General features: G+C 53.5%; 20 protein-coding genes. 12 read left to right on the top strand and 8 right to left on the bottom strand.

The genetic code is table 11. The annotated features are described in order from the left end of the window. The 6 genes from rlpA (at position 1) to lipA (ending at position 5,988) form a co-directional block, all read left to right on the top strand. Positions 1 to 1,113: an endolytic peptidoglycan transglycosylase RlpA gene (rlpA, locus tag LJA86_RS01745; RefSeq protein WP_229225489.1), complete on the top strand. Its 1,113-nt coding sequence runs from the start codon at positions 1 to 3 to the stop codon at positions 1,111 to 1,113. Between the two features lie 139 nt (positions 1,114 to 1,252). Then, entirely contained in the window at positions 1,253 to 2,464 is a 1,212-nt protein-coding gene (gene dacA / locus LJA86_RS01740) for a D-alanyl-D-alanine carboxypeptidase DacA (protein ID WP_008501035.1), read from the top strand. Positions 2,465 to 2,570: 106 nt separating this feature from the next. Then, a complete protein-coding gene (gene ybeD, locus LJA86_RS01735; RefSeq protein WP_003858718.1) occupies positions 2,571 to 2,834 on the top strand; it encodes a DUF493 family protein YbeD in 264 nt (87 codons plus the stop codon). 94 nt (positions 2,835 to 2,928) lie between these two features. Then, the gene (lipB, locus tag LJA86_RS01730; protein ID WP_045909592.1) at positions 2,929 to 3,570 is read left to right on the top strand and encodes a lipoyl(octanoyl) transferase LipB; all 642 of its coding nucleotides are present in this window, start codon (positions 2,929 to 2,931) and stop codon (positions 3,568 to 3,570) included. A gap of 291 nt (positions 3,571 to 3,861) precedes the next feature. Next, positions 3,862 to 4,815: a YbeF family transcriptional regulator gene (locus LJA86_RS01725; protein WP_045909593.1), complete on the top strand. Its 954-nt coding sequence runs from the start codon at positions 3,862 to 3,864 to the stop codon at positions 4,813 to 4,815. Positions 4,816 to 5,022: 207 nt separating this feature from the next. After that, positions 5,023 to 5,988 carry a lipoyl synthase gene (lipA, locus tag LJA86_RS01720; protein WP_013097595.1) on the top strand — a complete coding sequence of 322 codons (966 nt, stop codon included), beginning with the start codon at positions 5,023 to 5,025 and terminating at the stop codon, positions 5,986 to 5,988. A gap of 81 nt (positions 5,989 to 6,069) precedes the next feature. On the opposite strand, the gene tatE is transcribed toward lipA, so the two are convergent. Continuing rightward, positions 6,070 to 6,273, bottom strand: coding sequence for a twin-arginine translocase subunit TatE (gene tatE, locus LJA86_RS01715; RefSeq protein WP_023310742.1), 204 nt, complete (start codon positions 6,271 to 6,273; stop codon positions 6,070 to 6,072). Positions 6,274 to 6,398: 125 nt separating this feature from the next. After that, positions 6,399 to 7,187, bottom strand: coding sequence for a deaminated glutathione amidase (locus LJA86_RS01710; protein ID WP_048026953.1), 789 nt, complete (start codon positions 7,185 to 7,187; stop codon positions 6,399 to 6,401). A 67-nt stretch (positions 7,188 to 7,254) separates the two neighbouring features. Here LJA86_RS01710 and crcB point away from each other — a divergent pair, with 67 nt between their 5' ends. Further along, positions 7,255 to 7,638, top strand: coding sequence for a fluoride efflux transporter CrcB (gene crcB, locus LJA86_RS01705; protein ID WP_024907010.1), 384 nt, complete (start codon positions 7,255 to 7,257; stop codon positions 7,636 to 7,638). 219 nt (positions 7,639 to 7,857) lie between these two features. Here the strand turns inward: crcB and cspE are convergent, their stop codons facing one another. Continuing rightward, positions 7,858 to 8,067, bottom strand: coding sequence for a transcription antiterminator/RNA stability regulator CspE (gene cspE, locus LJA86_RS01700; RefSeq protein ID WP_002439184.1), 210 nt, complete (start codon positions 8,065 to 8,067; stop codon positions 7,858 to 7,860). 190 nt (positions 8,068 to 8,257) lie between these two features. Further along, on the bottom strand, positions 8,258 to 8,875 hold the full coding sequence (pagP, locus tag LJA86_RS01695; protein WP_080347338.1) for a lipid IV(A) palmitoyltransferase PagP: 618 nt from the start codon (positions 8,873 to 8,875) through the stop codon (positions 8,258 to 8,260). Positions 8,876 to 9,270: 395 nt separating this feature from the next. Here pagP and dcuC point away from each other — a divergent pair, with 395 nt between their 5' ends. Together dcuC and rna are read left to right on the top strand one after the other, a co-directional pair. Beyond that, complete coding sequence (gene dcuC / locus LJA86_RS01690; protein WP_048026951.1) at positions 9,271 to 10,638, top strand: anaerobic C4-dicarboxylate transporter DcuC; 1,368 nt, start codon at positions 9,271 to 9,273, stop codon at positions 10,636 to 10,638. Between the two features lie 94 nt (positions 10,639 to 10,732). Continuing rightward, entirely contained in the window at positions 10,733 to 11,542 is an 810-nt protein-coding gene (gene rna / locus LJA86_RS01685; RefSeq protein ID WP_048226076.1) for a ribonuclease I, read from the top strand. Here the strand turns inward: rna and LJA86_RS01680 are convergent. After that, complete coding sequence (locus LJA86_RS01680) at positions 11,536 to 12,153, bottom strand: flavin reductase family protein (RefSeq protein ID WP_048226075.1); 618 nt, start codon at positions 12,151 to 12,153, stop codon at positions 11,536 to 11,538. The genes rna and LJA86_RS01680 overlap by 7 nt on opposite strands. Positions 12,154 to 12,398: 245 nt before the next feature. Between LJA86_RS01680 and rnk the strand changes: the two genes are divergently transcribed. Together rnk and yldA are read left to right on the top strand one after the other, a co-directional pair. Then, on the top strand, positions 12,399 to 12,809 hold the full coding sequence (gene rnk / locus LJA86_RS01675; protein WP_045261020.1) for a nucleoside diphosphate kinase regulator: 411 nt from the start codon (positions 12,399 to 12,401) through the stop codon (positions 12,807 to 12,809). Between the two features lie 139 nt (positions 12,810 to 12,948). Then, positions 12,949 to 13,038, top strand: a complete 90-nt coding sequence (gene yldA / locus LJA86_RS22200; RefSeq protein WP_008501020.1) for a small membrane protein YldA — start codon at positions 12,949 to 12,951, stop codon at positions 13,036 to 13,038. A gap of 10 nt (positions 13,039 to 13,048) precedes the next feature. On the opposite strand, the gene LJA86_RS01670 is transcribed toward yldA, so the two are convergent. Then, positions 13,049 to 14,287, bottom strand: a complete 1,239-nt coding sequence (locus LJA86_RS01670; protein WP_045909599.1) for a zinc-dependent alcohol dehydrogenase — start codon at positions 14,285 to 14,287, stop codon at positions 13,049 to 13,051. A gap of 180 nt (positions 14,288 to 14,467) precedes the next feature. On the opposite strand from LJA86_RS01670, the gene uspG reads away from it, so the two are divergent. Beyond that, positions 14,468 to 14,896 carry a universal stress protein UspG gene (gene uspG, locus LJA86_RS01665; protein WP_023310731.1) on the top strand — a complete coding sequence of 143 codons (429 nt, stop codon included), beginning with the start codon at positions 14,468 to 14,470 and terminating at the stop codon, positions 14,894 to 14,896. Between the two features lie 60 nt (positions 14,897 to 14,956). Here the strand turns inward: uspG and ahpF are convergent, their stop codons facing one another. Both ahpF and ahpC read right to left on the bottom strand, forming a co-directional pair. Then, a complete protein-coding gene (ahpF, locus tag LJA86_RS01660) occupies positions 14,957 to 16,522 on the bottom strand; it encodes an alkyl hydroperoxide reductase subunit F (protein WP_045909600.1) in 1,566 nt (521 codons plus the stop codon). A 187-nt stretch (positions 16,523 to 16,709) separates the two neighbouring features. Beyond that, complete coding sequence (ahpC, locus tag LJA86_RS01655) at positions 16,710 to 17,273, bottom strand: alkyl hydroperoxide reductase subunit C (protein WP_008501015.1); 564 nt, start codon at positions 17,271 to 17,273, stop codon at positions 16,710 to 16,712. Between the last annotated feature and the right edge of the window lie 128 nt (positions 17,274 to 17,401).

Here is a 17,401-nt window from a genome sequence, read left to right as displayed (position 1 = left end):
ATGCGTAAGCAGTGGCTGGGGATCTGCATTGCGGCAAGTTTACTTGCGGCCTGCACAAGTGATGATGGTCAGCAACAGGCAACCGTCGCGCCGCCGCAGCCTGCGGTGTGTAATGGCCCAATCGTAGAAATCAGCGGTGCCGATCCCGTTTATGAACCGCTGAATGCCAGTGCCAATCAGGATTACGAGCGCGACGGCAAAAGCTATAAAATTGTTCAGGATCCTTCCCGTTTCAGTCAGGCGGGCTTTGCCGCCATTTACGATGCCGAGCCAGGCAGTAACCTGACGGCCTCCGGGGAGACGTTCGACCCGATGCAGCTGACGGCGGCACACCCAACGCTGCCGATCCCGAGCTACGCCCGTATCACCAACCTGGCAAACGGCCGTATGATTGTCGTGCGTATCAACGACCGCGGCCCGTACGGAAATGACCGGGTGATCTCCCTGTCTCGCGCGTCAGCCGATCGTCTGAATACCTCGAACAACACCAAAGTCCGTATTGACCCAATTATCGTGGCACAGGATGGTTCGCTGTCCGGGCCAGGTACCGCGTGTACGACGGTGGCGAAACAGACCTATGCCCTGCCCGACCGCCCAAATCTTGACGGCGGAATGGGCAGCGTCTCTTCTCCGGCCGAGCCTGCTCAGCCGGGGGGAGAAATACGCCCAATCAGCAATGACACGCTGCAAAGCGACGATTCAACGGGCGCACCGGTAAAGAGTAGCGGCTTTCTTGGCGCACCGACGACCTTAGCCTCGGGCGTGCTGGAAGGCACTGAGCCTACCCCAGCCCCCGCTCCCGTTGCTGCGCCAGCGACCCAGTCGGCTCCCGTAACGGCGCCCGCGGCCACGCAAAGTGCAGCGGTGACGGCTCCAACAGCGGCCAGCGGCAGCTATGTGGTTCAGGTCGGCGCAGTGAGCGATCAGGCCCGGGCCAAACAGTATCAACAGCGTCTGAGCCAGCAGTTTGGCGTACCAGGACGCGTTGAGCAGAACGGTGCGGTCTGGCGCATTCAGATGGGGCCGTTTGCCAGCAAATCGCAGGCAGCCTCCCTGCAGCAGCGTCTGCAGAATGAAGCTCAGCTTCAGTCATTTATCGCTGTTGCGAAATAATTAACCGGCGGTATCCGAATTGTCAGTTTGTGTAAAACACATTCACAAACTCATGCTTAAAGTCGGATGCCTGCCTGAATAGCATTTGCTATAGTAAGGCACTTTTTTTAATTCCATCACGGATGTCGTAGTTCTGACCATGAAGACCACTTTTTCTGCTCGTTTTGTGCAGCGCATGGCGCTGACCACGGCCCTTTGCGCGGCTGCGCTCTCTGCAGCTCACGCCGATGACCTGAATATCAAGACCATGATCCCTGGCGTTCCGCAAATCGACGCGGAATCCTACATCCTGATCGATTACAACTCTGGCAAAGTGCTGGCAGAACAGAATGCCGATGCCCGCCGTGACCCGGCCAGCCTGACCAAAATGATGACCAGCTACGTTATCGGCCAGGCGATGAAGGCAGGTAAATTCAAAGAAACGGATCTGGTCACCATCGGTAACGATGCGTGGGCGACCGGGAACCCGGTCTTTAAAGGTTCCTCTCTGATGTTCCTGAAACCGGGTATGCAGGTTCCTGTTTCCCAGCTGATTCGCGGTATCAACCTGCAGTCGGGTAACGATGCCTGCGTGGCGATGGCCGATTTTGCCGCCGGTAGCCAGGATGCTTTCGTGGGCCTGATGAACAGCTACGTGAACGCGCTGGGTCTGAAAAACAGCCATTTCCAGACCGTACACGGCCTGGACGCAGACGGTCAGTACAGCTCCGCACGTGATATGGCGCTGATTGGTCAGGCGCTTATCCGCGATGTCCCTAATGAGTACTCTATCTATAAAGAGAAAGAGTTCACCTTCAACGGTATCCGTCAGACCAACCGTAACGGCCTGCTGTGGGATAACAGTCTGAACGTTGACGGCATCAAAACCGGTCACACCGACAAAGCGGGCTACAACCTGGTCGCCTCCGCCACTGAAGGCCAGATGCGTCTGATCTCTGCCGTGATGGGGGGTCGCACCTTTAAAGGCCGCGAAACAGAGAGCAAGAAGCTGCTGACCTGGGGCTTCCGTTTCTTCGAAACCGTGAATCCACTGAAAGCAGGCAAAGAGTTTGCGTCTGAACCCGTCTGGTTCGGTGACAACGACCGTGCTTCTCTCGGCGTTGATAAAGACCTCTACCTGACCATTCCGCGCGGTCGTATGAAGGATCTGAAAGCCAGCTACGTACTGAACAGCACCGAGCTGCACGCCCCGCTGCAGAAAAACCAGGTTGTGGGTACCATCAACTTCCAGCTGGATGGTAAAACGATCGATCAGCGTCCGCTGGTGGTCCTGCAAGAAATTCCTGAAGGCAATTTCTTCGGCAAAATCATTGATTACATTAAATTGATGTTCCACCACTGGTTTGGTTAAAAATTGAACACTTGAAAGTGTGATTTTGATCCCCATATACTAAGTATCCTGATAACTCCCACCTGACGTGGGAGTTATTATTTTTTGACGTTACGCCGGAGCTGACATGAAAACCAAACTTAACGAACTGCTTGAATTCCCTACCCCATTTACCTACAAAGTAATGGGTCTGGCGAAACCTGAGCTGGTTGATCAGGTGGTTGAAGTGGTACAGCGCCATGCGCCGGGTGACTACTCTCCGTCAGTAAAACCAAGCAGCAAGGGCAACTACCACTCGGTTTCTATTACCATCACTGCGACACACATTGAGCAGGTTGAGACGCTGTACGAAGAGCTCGGCAATATCGAAATCGTTCGTATGGTGCTGTAGTCCCTTTGCGGTTACCCGGTTTGCCGGGTAACCCCTCTCCCCGCTGTGATATACTCCCGCATACCTTTTGTCCCTCGTCTTCGGAGACGCAGTTTTGTATCAGGATAAAATTCTGGTCCGTCACCTCGGGCTGCAACCTTACGAGCCTGTCTCCCAGGCTATGCATGACTTCACCGACTCACGCGATGATACAACCCCCGATGAGATCTGGCTGGTCGAACACCTGCCGGTCTTTACGCAAGGTCAGGCGGGAAAAGCAGAACATTTATTAATGACGGGCGATATCCCGGTTATCCAAAGCGATCGCGGCGGTCAGGTCACGTACCATGGGCCCGGGCAGCAGGTGATGTACGTCCTGCTCAATCTGAAGCGCAGAAAACTGGGCGTCCGTGAGCTGGTTACCCTACTGGAACAAACCGTCGTCAACACGCTGGCGGAATATGGTATTGATGCGCATCCGCGTGCCGATGCGCCTGGGGTTTACGTTGGGGAAATGAAGATCTGCTCTCTTGGGCTGCGTATTCGTAAAGGCTGCTCATTCCACGGCCTGGCATTGAATATTAATATGGATCTTGCCCCTTTCCAGCGCATAAACCCCTGCGGCTACGCCGGTATGGAAATGACGCAAGTGCGCCAGTGGGTTGAAACCGCTACGCCAGACACTATTCGCCCCGTGCTGTTGAAGAACGTGTTAGCACTACTTAACAATCCCCCGCACGAATATATCCCTGCTTAATATATCCTACAACAGGGCTCGCTAATTTGGCGGGCCACCGTTTATTTACCGTTTTTGCACTTTACAATAATCCACAGATTCTATATTTTCGAAGCGCCCGAATATTACCGCTACATATTATTTAGCCTCCAGCAAGCACGGCAAACACGGCATAAGTAACGTGAGCAATTATCACACAAGTGTTTGCTTTTGATAAACAAGTGAAACAAAACCAACACTTTACGAATCTCTACAAGCATAATAAATAAATTCAACTATCATTCATATTGTGAATGTATACGGAGTGAAAGCGTGGAGTATAATAATTTACCAGCCAAACGACTGAATGAACCTGGTGGCGAAGACAAGCCGCAAATTTTTCGGACTTTACGTAATATTGATCTCAATTTACTGACTATTTTTGAGGCAGTATATGTCCATAAGGGTATCGTTAACGCTGCGAAAATTCTTAATCTCACGCCATCAGCAATTAGCCAGTCCATCCAAAAGCTACGCGCTATATTTCCTGACCCGTTATTTATCCGTAAGGGTCAGGGGGTAACGCCGACGGCCTACGCCACGCATCTCCATGAGTACATCAGCCAGGGGCTGGAGTCGATTCTGGGCGCACTGGATTTAACCGGGAGCTACGATAAGCAGAGAACCATCACCATCGGCTGTTCCCCTTCGGTGGGTGTGCTGGTCATGCCTGCGATCTTCCAGGCCGTGAAAGAGCATGCTCCGCAGCTCCTGCTTCGCAATGTGCCTCTCCATGAACCTGACGTTCAGCTTGCCCAGTTCCAGACGGATCTGATTATTGAAAGCGGCAGCTTCAGCGCCAGAGCGCTGGGGCAAAATGTGCTTTATACGGACAACCTGGTACTGGTTTGCCGGCAGCAGCATCCGGTTCTCAGCGAACCGCTGACCCTCGAAAACCTGCGCAACTACGACCACTCGTCTTTTATGACCGAAGGGCAGTCTAACCATGCCCTTCGTCAGCGTATTGATGAAATTTTCCCGGAACGTCAGATCAGCTTCAGCAGTTACAATATGTTCACCACCGCCTCTCTGATTGGCAGCAGCGATATGCTGTGCGTGATGCCATCGCGCCTGTATAACCTGCTCCGGAAATGCTGGCCGCTGGACAGTATTCCCCTCAGTCAGCTTAATGCGGAATCAGTTGAGATTTCACTGCATTATAACAAGCTGAGTTTGCGCGATCCGGTCCTGGAAAACGTCATCCGCATTATCCGTCAGGCCTTCTGACAGGTTGAGCCAGCATAAGCCCCTGTGACAGGCAGGGCAAAAGGCACAAAACAACAACTATTTTACAAATTGGCGATCTGGCAGGCTGCTTTAACGACCGTTTCAATGATATACTGCCTGTCGTTCGTTCAAAAATAGTTGATAAATACAACATTCCCTTGAATTGAAACGCTTTCCTTCGATATTCGCAACTGGAACACGCACGCTATGAGTAAACCCATTGTGATGGAACGCGGTGTTAAATACCGCGATGCCGATAAAATGGCCCTTATCCCGGTTAAAAACGTGGCTACAGAGCGCGAGGCGCTGTTAAGAAAACCGGAATGGATGAAAATCAAACTTCCGGCCGACTCTTCGCGTATCCAGGGGATCAAAGCGGCGATGCGCAAGAATGGCCTTCACTCCGTTTGTGAAGAAGCCTCTTGTCCGAACCTTGCTGAATGTTTCAATCACGGTACCGCGACGTTTATGATTCTGGGTGCGATCTGTACCCGCCGCTGCCCGTTCTGCGATGTTGCTCATGGCCGCCCGGTCGCACCTGATGCTAACGAACCCCAGAAGCTGGCGCAGACCATCGCCGACATGGCGCTGCGTTACGTGGTTATCACGTCCGTTGACCGTGACGATCTGCGCGACGGCGGAGCGCAGCACTTCGCTGACTGTATTACGGCCATTCGCGAGAAAAGCCCAAACATCAAAATCGAGACGCTGGTGCCTGACTTCCGCGGCCGTATGGACCGCGCGCTGGATATCCTGACCGCGACGCCACCGGATGTGTTTAACCACAACCTGGAAAACGTGCCGCGTCTCTATCGTCAGGTGCGCCCGGGCGCTGACTATAACTGGTCTCTGAAACTGCTGGAACGTTTCAAAGAAGCGCATCCGCATATTCCGACCAAATCAGGCCTGATGGTGGGTCTGGGTGAAACTAACGATGAAATCATCGAGGTGATGCGCGATCTCCGCCGCCACGGTGTGACTATGCTGACCCTGGGCCAGTATCTGCAGCCAAGCCGTCACCACCTGCCGGTACAGCGCTACGTGAGCCCGGACGAGTTTGATGAAATGAAAGCCGAAGCGATGGCGATGGGCTTCACCCACGCAGCCTGCGGCCCATTCGTTCGCTCCTCATACCATGCCGATATGCAGGCTAAAGGCGAAGAAGTTAAATAAAGCTGTAATATTCATTTACAGTAATACAAAAAAACCGGCCTCATGAGCCGGTTTTTTTTCGCAAGCCCTCAGGCGTTGCTGTCACTCTTTGTGAGAAAGCTTATCTGCCGGGACGTCATCCTCAGCGCTTTTCTTCGCGGCTGCATCATCGTCGTTCATCGCTTTCTTAAAGCCTTTGATGGCAGCCCCCAGGTCACCACCCAGCGTGCGTAACTTCTTGGTACCAAACAGCAGGACGACCAGTGCGGCAACCACCAGCAGTTTGGTAATACTAATCTCACCCATAGATACCTTCTTTACTTAAAACAGGCTGCATTCAGCGCCAAAACCTGACTGTATTAACGGTCATTTAGCGCGTGCACACAATAGCAATCTGTAACAAGGTGAATCAAGCATTGTTGAAAAAAACATCACAATAATTGCGGTGGCGCAAACCGACGATTGCGAAGAACAGGTAATTGCTGACGTGCAAGCGCAATTCTGTCTATGTTTATCTCCGCCACCAGCAAATCCGGCGCTTCCGCAGCAGCGGCAATCGTCACACCCAGCGGATCGACCACCCTGCTTTGCCCGATGTTTTTCGTGCCGCACTCTCCTGCAGCAACAACATAGCAGGTGGTATCCAGCGCGCGTGCCGCCAGCAGCGTTGCCCAGTGGTGCTCTTTTAACGGTCCTTTGACCCACGCGGCAGGCAGTACCAGTACGTCCGCCCCTTGCAGCGCCAGATGGAGCGCCAGCTCCGGAAAACGCAGGTCATAGCACGTCATCAGCCCGATCTTGAATCCGTCAATCTCCAGAAGCGGTGGGATACTGTCTCCTGGGTCAACGCGCCGCGACTCCTGAATGCTGAACGCATCATAGAGATGGAGCTTGGCGTAACGTGCGACAATGGCTCCGCCGCGAATCGCCACCAGCGTATTCACTGCACGGCCCGGCGTGGAGGGAACATGGATCGTTAAGATCGTCGTCATCGTATTGCCCACGCTCTGGGCGAGCAGTTGCTGCAAGAACTCGCCGTCCAGCGGTTGCGCGGACTTCACCGATAAATCCGGATCATTATCATCCCTGGCCAGCAGCGCCTCGGGGAGCACCAGCAGCGACGCGCCTTTCTGCCGGGCCTGCATCATCAGGTTGACGCATGTTATCGCGTTCGCCTGCCAGTCTGGCGTGACCGCAAATTGCCCTACCGAAACATACATATTTGTCCCCTCATCATAAACGGCGTTAAACTCGCATCTCTTACACATCAAATAGCAGGTATTTAGCGTGTTACAACTACTTTTAGCCGTTTTTATTGGTGGGGGAACGGGTAGCGTTGCGCGATGGTTTCTGAGTATGCGGTTTAACCCGCTGCATCAGGCGATTCCCATGGGAACACTGGCTGCAAACCTGATTGGTGCCTTTATCATTGGCATGGGGCTGGCCTGGTTTAACCGAATGACGCACATTGATCCAATGTGGAAAGTCCTGATTACCACCGGCTTCTGCGGCGGATTAACCACCTTTTCGACGTTCTCTGCGGAAGTGGTGTTTCTCTTTCAGGAAGGCCGTATCGGCTGGGCGCTGGCGAATATCGCAATTAACATGCTCGGCTCGTTTGCGATGACGGGGATCGCATTTTGGCTCTTTTCCTCCGCAAGCACGCATTAACAGACGGACCGTTAATGTTGGCTTAATTTTTCTCTGTCACTCTGAGTGCAGTACTGAACGAGGGTGACAGAATGAAACAGAGTCTGATGAGCGCAGGCATGGTGTTGTTGAGCGTGCTGATCGTTGCAAGCTTCCTGAAAATGTATCTGCTTGGCTGATTCAAAACGAAAAAAACCCGCTCAGTGAGCGGGTTTTGAAATTCTTGCTGACGCGTCTGAATTACAGAGCGATTACGTTAGCAGCAGAAGGGCCTTTGGCACCGTTAGTGATTTCGAACTCTACACGCTGACCTTCAGCCAGAGTTTTGAAACCATTAGACTGGATTGCAGAGAAGTGTACGAACACGTCTTTGCTGCCATCTTCAGGAGTAATGAAACCGAATCCTTTGGACTCATTAAACCACTTAACGTTACCTTTAATCTTAGACATCAAAATTACCTTTACATTAAAAAACGACACAAATGCTGTGTCGGTTACCAGTACATCAATTGTGAGACCTTTTGTCCAGCGGATCTTTGATAAAAAGTGACTAAAGTCGCGTTAATTTTCACTGGCCGATTTTTATCGTTTATGAATCAACGCCTGCACGTTTTTTCACCAGACTGTGACGTTTTTTCAGTTAAAACTGAAAACGCATCCAGGCGAAGTAGACGTTGCCGTTGTTATACGTGCCCGGAATGTAGGTCATCTGGAACGTTGCGGGACCGTAGCCGATAGAAGCCAAAGGCAGCAGCACCGGGATCGGAATGTAGTTCCAGTTGTCACGCGCGGTGACCCCCGCGGTATAGCCCAACCCAACATGGAAGTTCTCGTCGGCTAGCGGGCGCCAGGTTTTCTCCCAGCCGTAGCCTCCAATCGGCTCCCATTTATTAAAGGAATCTTTAAAGGCCATCAGATAGATGCCATGCCAGTTTCCCTTTTCATCCCAGCGCGACTGACCAAAACCGGCGCCCCACGGACGCTCGTTGTATTTATCGGTCTTCTCTTTGTCATATGCAAAACGCGCATGCCACGTTATTGCCGGAACATAGAGATCATAATGTTCCGGCGACGTCCAGGTCTGGGAGACATTATCCGTAAAGGTTGAGAACCACCCTTTATCCGTCGCGTTGCCCTCTGCCTGTGCAACAGAAGAAAACGTTAACTGCCCAAAAATAAACAATAAAATTGAGAAAAATGTATTACGTACGATCACAATGCAATTACCATTCTTAGTATTCGAGGCAAAGTTTACCATAAAATAGTTGAATCAAAGCTTAACGGCATCAGCGTTATTCCTAATTATTCGGCCTTTTTCCGGGAATATTCTTAATAAAACCGGACAGCAAGGTCGAATAAGCACATACAGGGTGGGTCTTTAGCCTGTTTCACCTTCTTTATCAGCAACATGCCGCATTATACAAAATATTAACAATCTGTTATCATTGTAAGGACATATTGCGCTATTTCTGACGGTCAAGACCCGCATGGCATAAATGTATGAGCCATGGCAAAAACACGGTTGTTCTGCTCTCTAGTCGTCTGTTTATTGATTTTAATCAGCAAGAACAGGCCATTTATTCGGCACATTTTCATCCTTCTTTTTTTTATTGATTTTTTGTGCTCCATAGCAGCAGAGATACAGGGGAAATCATGCTTACGTTATTCGAGCTCCTTATTGGAGTCGTCGTCATTGTCGGTGTCGCACGCTACATCATTAAAGGCTACTCGGCCACGGGCGTATTATTTGTTGGCGGTTTAACGCTGCTGATTATCAGCGCACTGATGGGGCATCAGGTGTTGCCTGCCAGCGCAACCAGCACCGGTTACACCGCCACCGATATTGTGGAATATATTAAAATATTGCTCATGAGCCGCGGCGGTGACCTGGGCATGATGATCATGATGCTGTGCGGTTTTGCGGCCTACATGACCCACATCGGCGCCAACGACATGGTCGTTAAGCTTGCCTCCAAACCCCTGCAATACATCAACTCGCCGTATCTGCTGATGGTCGCCGCCTATTTCCTCGCCTGCCTGATGTCACTGGCCGTTTCGTCGGCTACCGGACTTGGCGTACTGCTGATGGCCACGCTGTTCCCGGTCATGGTGAACGTCGGTATCAGCCGCGGCGCGGCAGCAGCCATTTGCGCGTCTCCGGCTGCGATTATTCTCTCCCCGACCTCCGGCGACGTCGTGCTGGCGGCAAAGGCTGCGGAGATGTCGCTCATCGACTTCGCCTTTAAAACCACGCTGCCGATCTCCATTGTTGCCATTGTCGGCATGGGTATCGCGCATTTCTTCTGGCAGCGCTATCTCGATAAGAAAGAAAACATCAGCCATGAAATGATGGACGTGAGTGAAATCACCACCACCGCTCCCGCGTTTTATGCCATTCTGCCCTTCACGCCGATTATTGGGGTGCTGATTTTTGACGGCAAATGGGGCCCGCAGCTGCACATTATCACCATTCTGGTGATCTGCATGCTGCTGGCTGCCGTGCTGGAATTTGTGCGTGGTTTTAACACACAAAAGGTGTTCTCGGGTCTGGAAGTGGCCTATCGCGGCATGGCGGATGCCTTCGCTGGCGTGGTGATGCTGCTGGTGGCAGCGGGCGTTTTTGCCCAGGGTTTGAGCACCATCGGCTTTATCCAGAGCCTGATCTCTATCGCCACCTCGTTCGGATCGGCCAGTATTATCCTGATGCTGGTCCTGGTGGTACTCACCATGCTGGCGGCGATGACCACCGGTTCCGGTAATGCGCCTTTCTACGCTTTCGTTGAGATGATCCCGAAACTGGCTCACTCCTCCGGTATTAACCCGGCCTATCTCTCCATTCCCATGCTGCAGGCGTCAAACCTGGGCCGTACCATCTCCCCGGTATCAGGCGTAGTGGTCGCCGTTGCCGGGATGGCAAAAATCTCCCCATTCGAAGTGGTAAAACGCACCTCCGTACCCGTTCTGGTTGGGCTGATTATCGTAATTATCGCCACGGAGGTGCTGGTTCCCGGCGCAGCCTAACCTAAATTAGGGATATCCAGAAAGCGCCTGCGGGCGCTTTTTGTGCTTTAATAACCCCCAGAAATTAATCACGCTCATTCGATCAGGAAATCATATGTTCAGGAAGGATATTGTTATCCCGTCCGGCGCAATCGCGCTTGCACTCTGTGTCTTCTCCACACAGGCAGAACCGCTCAAGGCAACCCAGTATGGCGATTTCGATCGCTATGTGCTGGCTCTGTCCTGGCAAACCGGGTTTTGCCAGAGCATGGTCGAGCGCAACCGCAATGAACCTGACGAATGTCGTCTGCAAAAAGAGCGCGAAAATAAAGCCGATTTTCTGACCGTTCACGGGTTATGGCCCGGCCTGCCGAAATCCATTGCCGCACGCGGGGTAGATGAGCGTCGCTGGATGCGTTTTGGTTGCGCCACGCGTCCCATTCCGAACATGCCGGAAGTGAAGGCCAGCCGCAAATGCGAAGCCGCCGAAACCGGGCTGTCGCTTTCCGCTGCCGCAAAGCTCAACGACGTGATGCCGGGCGCGGGCGGTAACTCCTGCCTGGAGCGTTACGAATACGCTAAACACGGCGTCTGCTTTGGTTTCGATCCCGATGCCTATTTCGGCACGATGGTGCGGATGAATCAGGAAATTAAAAACAGTGCGGTCGGTAAATTCCTTGCCGGTCACTACGGGAAAACCGTCACTCGCAGCGATTTTGACAGTGCCGTGGCCAGGAGCTGGGGCAACGAGAACGTCAAAGCGTTCAAGCTGACCTGCAGCGGCAACCCGGCTTATCTGACCGAGATGCAGATTTCGCTGAAGGCAGACACCATTAACAACCCGCTTTCTGCGACCTCATTTGCCCCGCAGCCACATCCGGGTAACTGCGGTAAACAATTTGTGATTGATAAAGCCGGCTACTGATCCACCGTTGGGCGCACCATATCAAACCGGTTTTCATCGCTGATGCCATAGTACGCCGTCGGCCCACCCGCACGAAGGATGGGCTGCGCTTTCGCCGTCTGGTATATCCCCTCTTCCAGCAGCGTTTCGGCAATATGGATACCAACCACTTCCCCCAGCACCAGCCACGTGTCCACCGGCGTACCGTCAGCCCCCGTCAACTGAATGCACTGCGACAGGCGACACTCAAAATTCACCGGGCTTTCAGCAACGCGAGGGGCGTTCACCAGCTGGCTGGCCGCTGGCGTGAGCCCGGCAAAGCTAAATTCATCCCGGTCGTGGGGAAGCATCGCGGAGGTTTGATTCATCGCCTGGGCAAGATCGCGCGTTGCCAGATTCCAGACAAACTCTTTTGTCTCAGTAATATTACGCACGCTGTCCTTCCAGCCATTGCTGGAAAAGCCGATGATCGGTGGGCGATAGTTAAAGCAGTTAAAGAAGCTGTACGGTGCGAGGTTCAGCTGACCGGCCTTATCGCATGAGGAGATCCAGCCTATCGGACGCGGACCAATAATGGCGTTCAGCGGGTCATGCGGCAGGCCGTGTCCCTGAGACGGTTGATAGAAGTACATAATTCTCTCTCGTTGGCGGGCAACGCCCGGATTCAGGACACTCAGCGTAACGTATTCCGCCAGGAATGAAGACTGAATAAATTTCAGCAAAATTCATATGGCCCATGAATGTGACTTTCATCACTTCAAACTTGCGCGCTCAGCCAGTATCATCGGGAGAGTTAAACCCTCGCTGCCAGACGGCGAGGGTTTTCTTTTGGATCAGTTTCTGCGTAAGACGCAGCATTAACGACATGGAGTAAAAAATGTCCAGACCTACCATTATCATCAATGAGCTCGACGCAGAACGTATCGACAGGCTGCTGGAAAAAGCGGAGTTCGCCTCGCTCCCCGTGGCCGACGCCCTGAATGAGGAGCTCGACCGGGCACAGATGTGCACGCCTGAGACGATGCCGCATAACGTGGTCACCATGAACAGCCAGGTGAAATTCCGCAACCTGACCACCGGTGAAGAGTTGACCCGTACGCTGGTTTACCCCGCTCAGATGACCGACAGCAGCGCACAGCTTTCTGTTCTGGCCCCTGTGGGTGCCGCACTGCTGGGGCTGCGTACGGGGGATACGATCCACTGGGAATTGCCGGGCGGTGCCTCGACCCATCTGGAAGTGCTGGAGCTGCTCTACCAGCCAGAAGCCGCGGGCGATTACCTGCGTTAATCTCTTCTGAATAAGCGCCTACCCGCTTTGCACAGAGGATGCAGCCGCATCCTCTTTCCGCAAATTCACCCGATTTTCCTATACCGCGCAAAATGGCCTTAATCCACGCTTAATCTGTTTTGGTGCCGCGGGGACGGTCATGAGTGAGATAGGCGTTATCACACTTATCTTTCTGATTTTTGTGGCGATTATCGTCACGGCCGTGCTCTATCTTGAACGCCACTGGTAAGCGAACATTCTCAGGCCACCCCACCCGGGAAGGCGTTCACCAAGCCCTTAACGGTCTGCTCTGCGGCTTCGGGCGTGTCTGCCCCCGGGACCAAAATCACCTTCCGGCACTCCTCCTCCCGTTTTTCGAAAATCTTATAGGCACGCTCCGCATCCGCAAGGGGGAGATAATGGGTCACGATCTCTTCCGGCGTAAGCAGCCCTTTTTCGATCAGCGGTAACAGTTCCCCCAACCAGGCATGGACGTGCGTCTGGCCCATCTTAAACGTCAGCCCCTTATCAAAGGCATCGCCAAACAGGAAGCCATGGATAAACCCTGCGTATACGCCGGGTACGCTGACCACCCCACCGCGCCGCACGGCAGCAATGCACTGACGCAACGCTTTGCCGCTGCTGCCTTCAATTTTAAGATTGCTGAGGATCGTTTCCGTGGTGCTGCCTTTCGCTTCAAACCCGACCGCATCAATCACAGCGTCAACGCCGCGCTGGCCCGCGGTCTGCTCGATGATTTTTTCCGCGGCGTCGTTATCATCATCGAAGTTGATGGGAATTGCGCCGTATCGTGCCTCGGCAAATCGCAACCGGTAAGGATGGTGATCGATGACAAAGATCTGCTCAGCCCCCAGCAGCCGCGCGCAGGCAATGGTCAGTAGCCCCACCGGCCCGGCACCGAAAACGGCTACGCTTGAGCCTTTTTCAATCTGTGCATTTTTTGCCGCCTGCCAGGCCGTGGGTAAAATGTCGGACAGGAACAGTGCTTTATCATCAGAAAGAAGCTGCGGGACTTTAAACGGCCCGACGTTCCCCTTTGGCACGCGAACGTATTCCGCCTGTCCCCCCGGCACACCGCCGTAGAGGTGGCTATAGCCAAACAGCGCGGCCGGCGCGGGGATTTGCTTTTTGTTCAGTGCAGCACCCTGCCCGGCGTTGGTATTCTCACAGGCCGCGTATTGCTGCAGACGACAGAAGAAACAGTCTCCGCAGGCGATGACAAAGGGGATCACTACGCGATCGCCTTTTTGCAAATTCTTGACCTCTGCACCGCACTCGACGATTTCCCCCATAAACTCATGGCCAAAAATATCGCCGTGCTGCACCTTCGGGATCTTTCCGCGATAGAGATGCAAATCGGAGCCGCAGATAGCCGTGGCCGTGACGCGCAGAATGATATCGTCGGGCTGTTCGATGATGGGGTCGGGGACATTCTCGACGCGAACATGGTGTGGACCGTGATACGTAAGTGCTTTCATGCGACCTCCGAAAGGTTCCAGGTAAGTGTATAAGGGTAGCTACCCCTGAAGGTCTGCCCGTGAATACGGTTCTTTTGAGATTTATCCTGGCAAGATAAGAAAACTGACGGGGCGCTTACAGAAACCATGACTATTTTGTGGTTGAATGAGTACAGCGTTTATAAACAAGGAGAAACGGGTATGTATCAGAGAATCATTATGCCGGTTGATGTTTTTGAGATGGAGTTGAGCGACAAGGCCGTACGCCACGCGGAGTTCCTGGCGCAGCAGGACGGGGTTATCCATCTGTTGCACGTGCTCCCGGGCTCCGCCAGCCTGAGCCTGCACCGCTTTGCTGCCGATGTGCGCCGCTTCGAAGAGCATTTGCAGCACGAGGCGGAAACGCGCCTGCAAACCATGGTCAGCCACTTCAGCATCGACCCTTCACGGATCAAAACGCATGTCAGATTCGGCAGCGTACGTGATGCGGTAAATGAACTGGCGAACGAGCTGAAAGCAGACGTGGTGGTCATCGGTTCGCGCAACCCTTCCATTACCACGCATCTGCTGGGATCTAACGCCTCCAGCGTGATCCGCCACACGCATATACCGGTGATGGTCGTCAGATAAAAAAAGAGGCCACCTTTCGGTGGCCTCTCGCTATTGCAGGTGTAGCCTTACTTTCTTTTCTTATGCGGTTTTGGTGCGGATCAGGTAGTCAAACGCGCTGAGAGACGCCTTCGCCCCTTCACCCGTGGCGATAATGATCTGTTTGTACGGCACGGTGGTGCAGTCGCCCGCCGCAAACACGCCCTTCACGCTGGTTTCACACTTCGCATCGATGATGATTTCGCCCATGCGGTTGCGCTCAATCGCGCCTTCCAGCCAGGTGGTGTTTGGCAGCAGACCAATCTGCACGAAGATCCCTGAAAGCTGCACGCTGTGCACGTCGCCACTTACGCGGTCGCGGTATTCCAGACCGGTCACCTTGCTGCCGTCGCCCTTCACTTCCGTGGTCTGCGCGTTCAGTATGATGTCGACGTTTTTCAGGCTGCGAACTTTGTCCTGCAGCACCTGGTCGGCTTTCATTTCTGGCGCGAACTCCAGCAGGGTTACGTGTTCAACAATCCCCGCCAGGTCGATAGCCGCTTCCACGCCGGAGTTTCCGCCGCCGATCACCGCCACGCGCTTGCCTTTGAACAGCGGGCCGTCGCAGTGCGGGCAGTAGGTCACGCCTTTGGTGCGATACTGATCTTCACCCGGGACGTTCATGTTGCGCCATTTCGCCCCGGTGGCAATGATGATGCTGCGTGCTTTCAGCACTGCGCCGGAGGCGGTTTCAATCTGGTGTAACCCCCCCTCAACCGCAGCAGGCACCAGCTTGCTGGCGCTCTGGCTGTCGATCACGTCTACGTCGTAATCGCTGACGTGCGCCTTCAGCGCGCCGGCCAGTTTCTGGCCTTCGGTTTTCGGCACGGAGATATAGTTTTCAATGTCCACGGTATCCAGTACCTGGCCACCGAAGCGCTCGCCCATCAGGCCGGTACGGATCCCTTTGCGTGCAGAGTACACCGCTGCCGCCGCGCCCGCCGGACCGGAACCGACAATCAGCACGTCATAGGCATCACGTTTGTTCAGCGCTTCTGCGGCACGTTTTTCGGCACCGGTATCCACTTTGGCGACGATTTCGGTCAGCGTCATACGACCCTGACCGAATTCCTGACCGTTCAGATACACCGCCGGAACGCCCATCACGTTGCGATCGGTGATTTCATTCTGGAATGTACCGCCGTCAATTGCCGTGTGCTTGATGCGCGGGTTGAGGACCGACATCAGGTTCAGCGCCTGCACCACGTCCGGACAGTTGTGGCAGGAGAGCGAGTAATAGGTTTCAAACTCAAAATCACCGTCGATATCGCGGATCTGCTCCAGCAGCGCCTGCGCCTCTTTCGACGGATGACCGCCGGTCCACAGCAGCGCCAGCACCAGCGAGGTAAATTCATGCCCCAGCGGCGAGCCGGCAAAACGCGGCCCCAGCTCAGAGCCTGGGTTAGTAATCAGGAAAGAAGGCTTACGGACGTTAAGCGAGTTATCTTCTTTGAAGGTCACTTTTGGCGACAGTTCGGCGATCTCAGCCAGCAGTTCTTTGATCTCTGCCGATTTCGCGCTGTCGTCCAGCGTGGCAATCAGCTCAACGGGTTTAGTCAGTTTCTCAAGGTAGGCCTTGAGCTGGGTTTTCATATTTGTGTCGAGCATTGTTCTTCCCTCTCTTAAGACGTCATCATGCAAGCTGCCTTATGTGGGCGGCCTGAATGCAACTTGCATCATGGTGCTGGAATAACATGGGCGCGGGTGCGCCCATTGATTGCCGGGTGGCACTTCGTTTACCCGGCCTACGATACTGTAGGCCTGTGCAAGCGTAGCGCCGCCAGGCTTTACAGACTTAGATCTTGCCGACCAGGTCCAGAGATGGCGCCAGCGTTGCTTCGCCTTCTTTCCATTTAGCCGGGCACACTTCACCTGGGTGAGAAGCGACATACTGCGCTGCTTTCACTTTACGCAGCAGGTCAGACGCATCACGGCCGATACCTTCAGCGGTAACTTCGATAGCCTGGATAATGCCCTGCGGGTCAACGACGAAGGTCGCGCGGTCTGCCAGGCCTTCATCTTCACGCATGTTGTCGAAGTTACGGGTCAGGGCGCCAGTCGGGTCACCGATCATCGCGTATTTGATTTTGGCGATGGTTTCAGAGCTGCTGTGCCACGCTTTGTGGGTGAAGTGGGTATCGGTAGACACAGAGTAAACGTCTACGCCCAGCTTCTGCAGTTCGTCGTAATGGTCAGCCACGTCGCCCAGTTCGGTCGGGCAAACGAAGGTGAAGTCAGCCGGATAGAAGAAGAAGACGCTCCAGCGACCTTCGGTATCTTTCTCGGTTACTTCGATGAACTCACCGTTTTTGAACGCCTGGTTTTTGAAAGGTTTAATTTTAGTGTTAATCAAAGACATCTGTACTTCCTCCGTGTTTTCGTTGAGATGTAAGGTAACCAACTTTATCCATCGGGGCTAATGCGTATGCTTTATCAAATCAATCAGCCAAACCTTACAACACCAACAAGACAACGTTGTGAACTGAA

The sequence above is a fragment of the Enterobacter sp. TCD1-1 genome (genome assembly GCF_020567405.1).
Classification (GTDB): Bacteria; Pseudomonadota; Gammaproteobacteria; order Enterobacterales; family Enterobacteriaceae; genus Enterobacter; species Enterobacter quasiroggenkampii.
The sequence above is the reverse complement of the archived record's forward strand: the minus strand, read 5'-3'. Positions and strand labels throughout refer to the sequence as shown.

What these genes read in the sequence shown, in the direction of transcription:
- rlpA (WP_229225489.1), top strand. Translation starts at nt 1, where the DNA reads ATGCGTAAGCAGTGGCTGGGGATCTGCATTGCGGCAAGTTTACTTGCG.
- dacA (WP_008501035.1), top strand. Translation starts at nt 1,253, where the DNA reads ATGAAGACCACTTTTTCTGCTCGTTTTGTGCAGCGCATGGCGCTGACC.
- ybeD (WP_003858718.1), top strand. Translation starts at nt 2,571, where the DNA reads ATGAAAACCAAACTTAACGAACTGCTTGAATTCCCTACCCCATTTACC.
- lipA (WP_013097595.1), top strand. Translation starts at nt 5,023, where the DNA reads ATGAGTAAACCCATTGTGATGGAACGCGGTGTTAAATACCGCGATGCC.
- tatE (WP_023310742.1), bottom strand. Translation starts at nt 6,273, where the DNA reads ATGGGTGAGATTAGTATTACCAAACTGCTGGTGGTTGCCGCACTGGTC.
- LJA86_RS01710 (WP_048026953.1), bottom strand. Translation starts at nt 7,187, where the DNA reads ATGTATGTTTCGGTAGGGCAATTTGCGGTCACGCCAGACTGGCAGGCG.
- cspE (WP_002439184.1), bottom strand. Translation starts at nt 8,067, where the DNA reads ATGTCTAAGATTAAAGGTAACGTTAAGTGGTTTAATGAGTCCAAAGGA.
- pagP (WP_080347338.1), bottom strand. Translation starts at nt 8,875, where the DNA reads ATGGTAAACTTTGCCTCGAATACTAAGAATGGTAATTGCATTGTGATC.
- dcuC (WP_048026951.1), top strand. Translation starts at nt 9,271, where the DNA reads ATGCTTACGTTATTCGAGCTCCTTATTGGAGTCGTCGTCATTGTCGGT.
- rna (WP_048226076.1), top strand. Translation starts at nt 10,733, where the DNA reads ATGTTCAGGAAGGATATTGTTATCCCGTCCGGCGCAATCGCGCTTGCA.
- LJA86_RS01680 (WP_048226075.1), bottom strand. Translation starts at nt 12,153, where the DNA reads ATGTACTTCTATCAACCGTCTCAGGGACACGGCCTGCCGCATGACCCG.
- rnk (WP_045261020.1), top strand. Translation starts at nt 12,399, where the DNA reads ATGTCCAGACCTACCATTATCATCAATGAGCTCGACGCAGAACGTATC.
- yldA (WP_008501020.1), top strand. Translation starts at nt 12,949, where the DNA reads ATGAGTGAGATAGGCGTTATCACACTTATCTTTCTGATTTTTGTGGCG.
- LJA86_RS01670 (WP_045909599.1), bottom strand. Translation starts at nt 14,287, where the DNA reads ATGAAAGCACTTACGTATCACGGTCCACACCATGTTCGCGTCGAGAAT.
- uspG (WP_023310731.1), top strand. Translation starts at nt 14,468, where the DNA reads ATGTATCAGAGAATCATTATGCCGGTTGATGTTTTTGAGATGGAGTTG.
- ahpF (WP_045909600.1), bottom strand. Translation starts at nt 16,522, where the DNA reads ATGCTCGACACAAATATGAAAACCCAGCTCAAGGCCTACCTTGAGAAA.
- ahpC (WP_008501015.1), bottom strand. Translation starts at nt 17,273, where the DNA reads ATGTCTTTGATTAACACTAAAATTAAACCTTTCAAAAACCAGGCGTTC.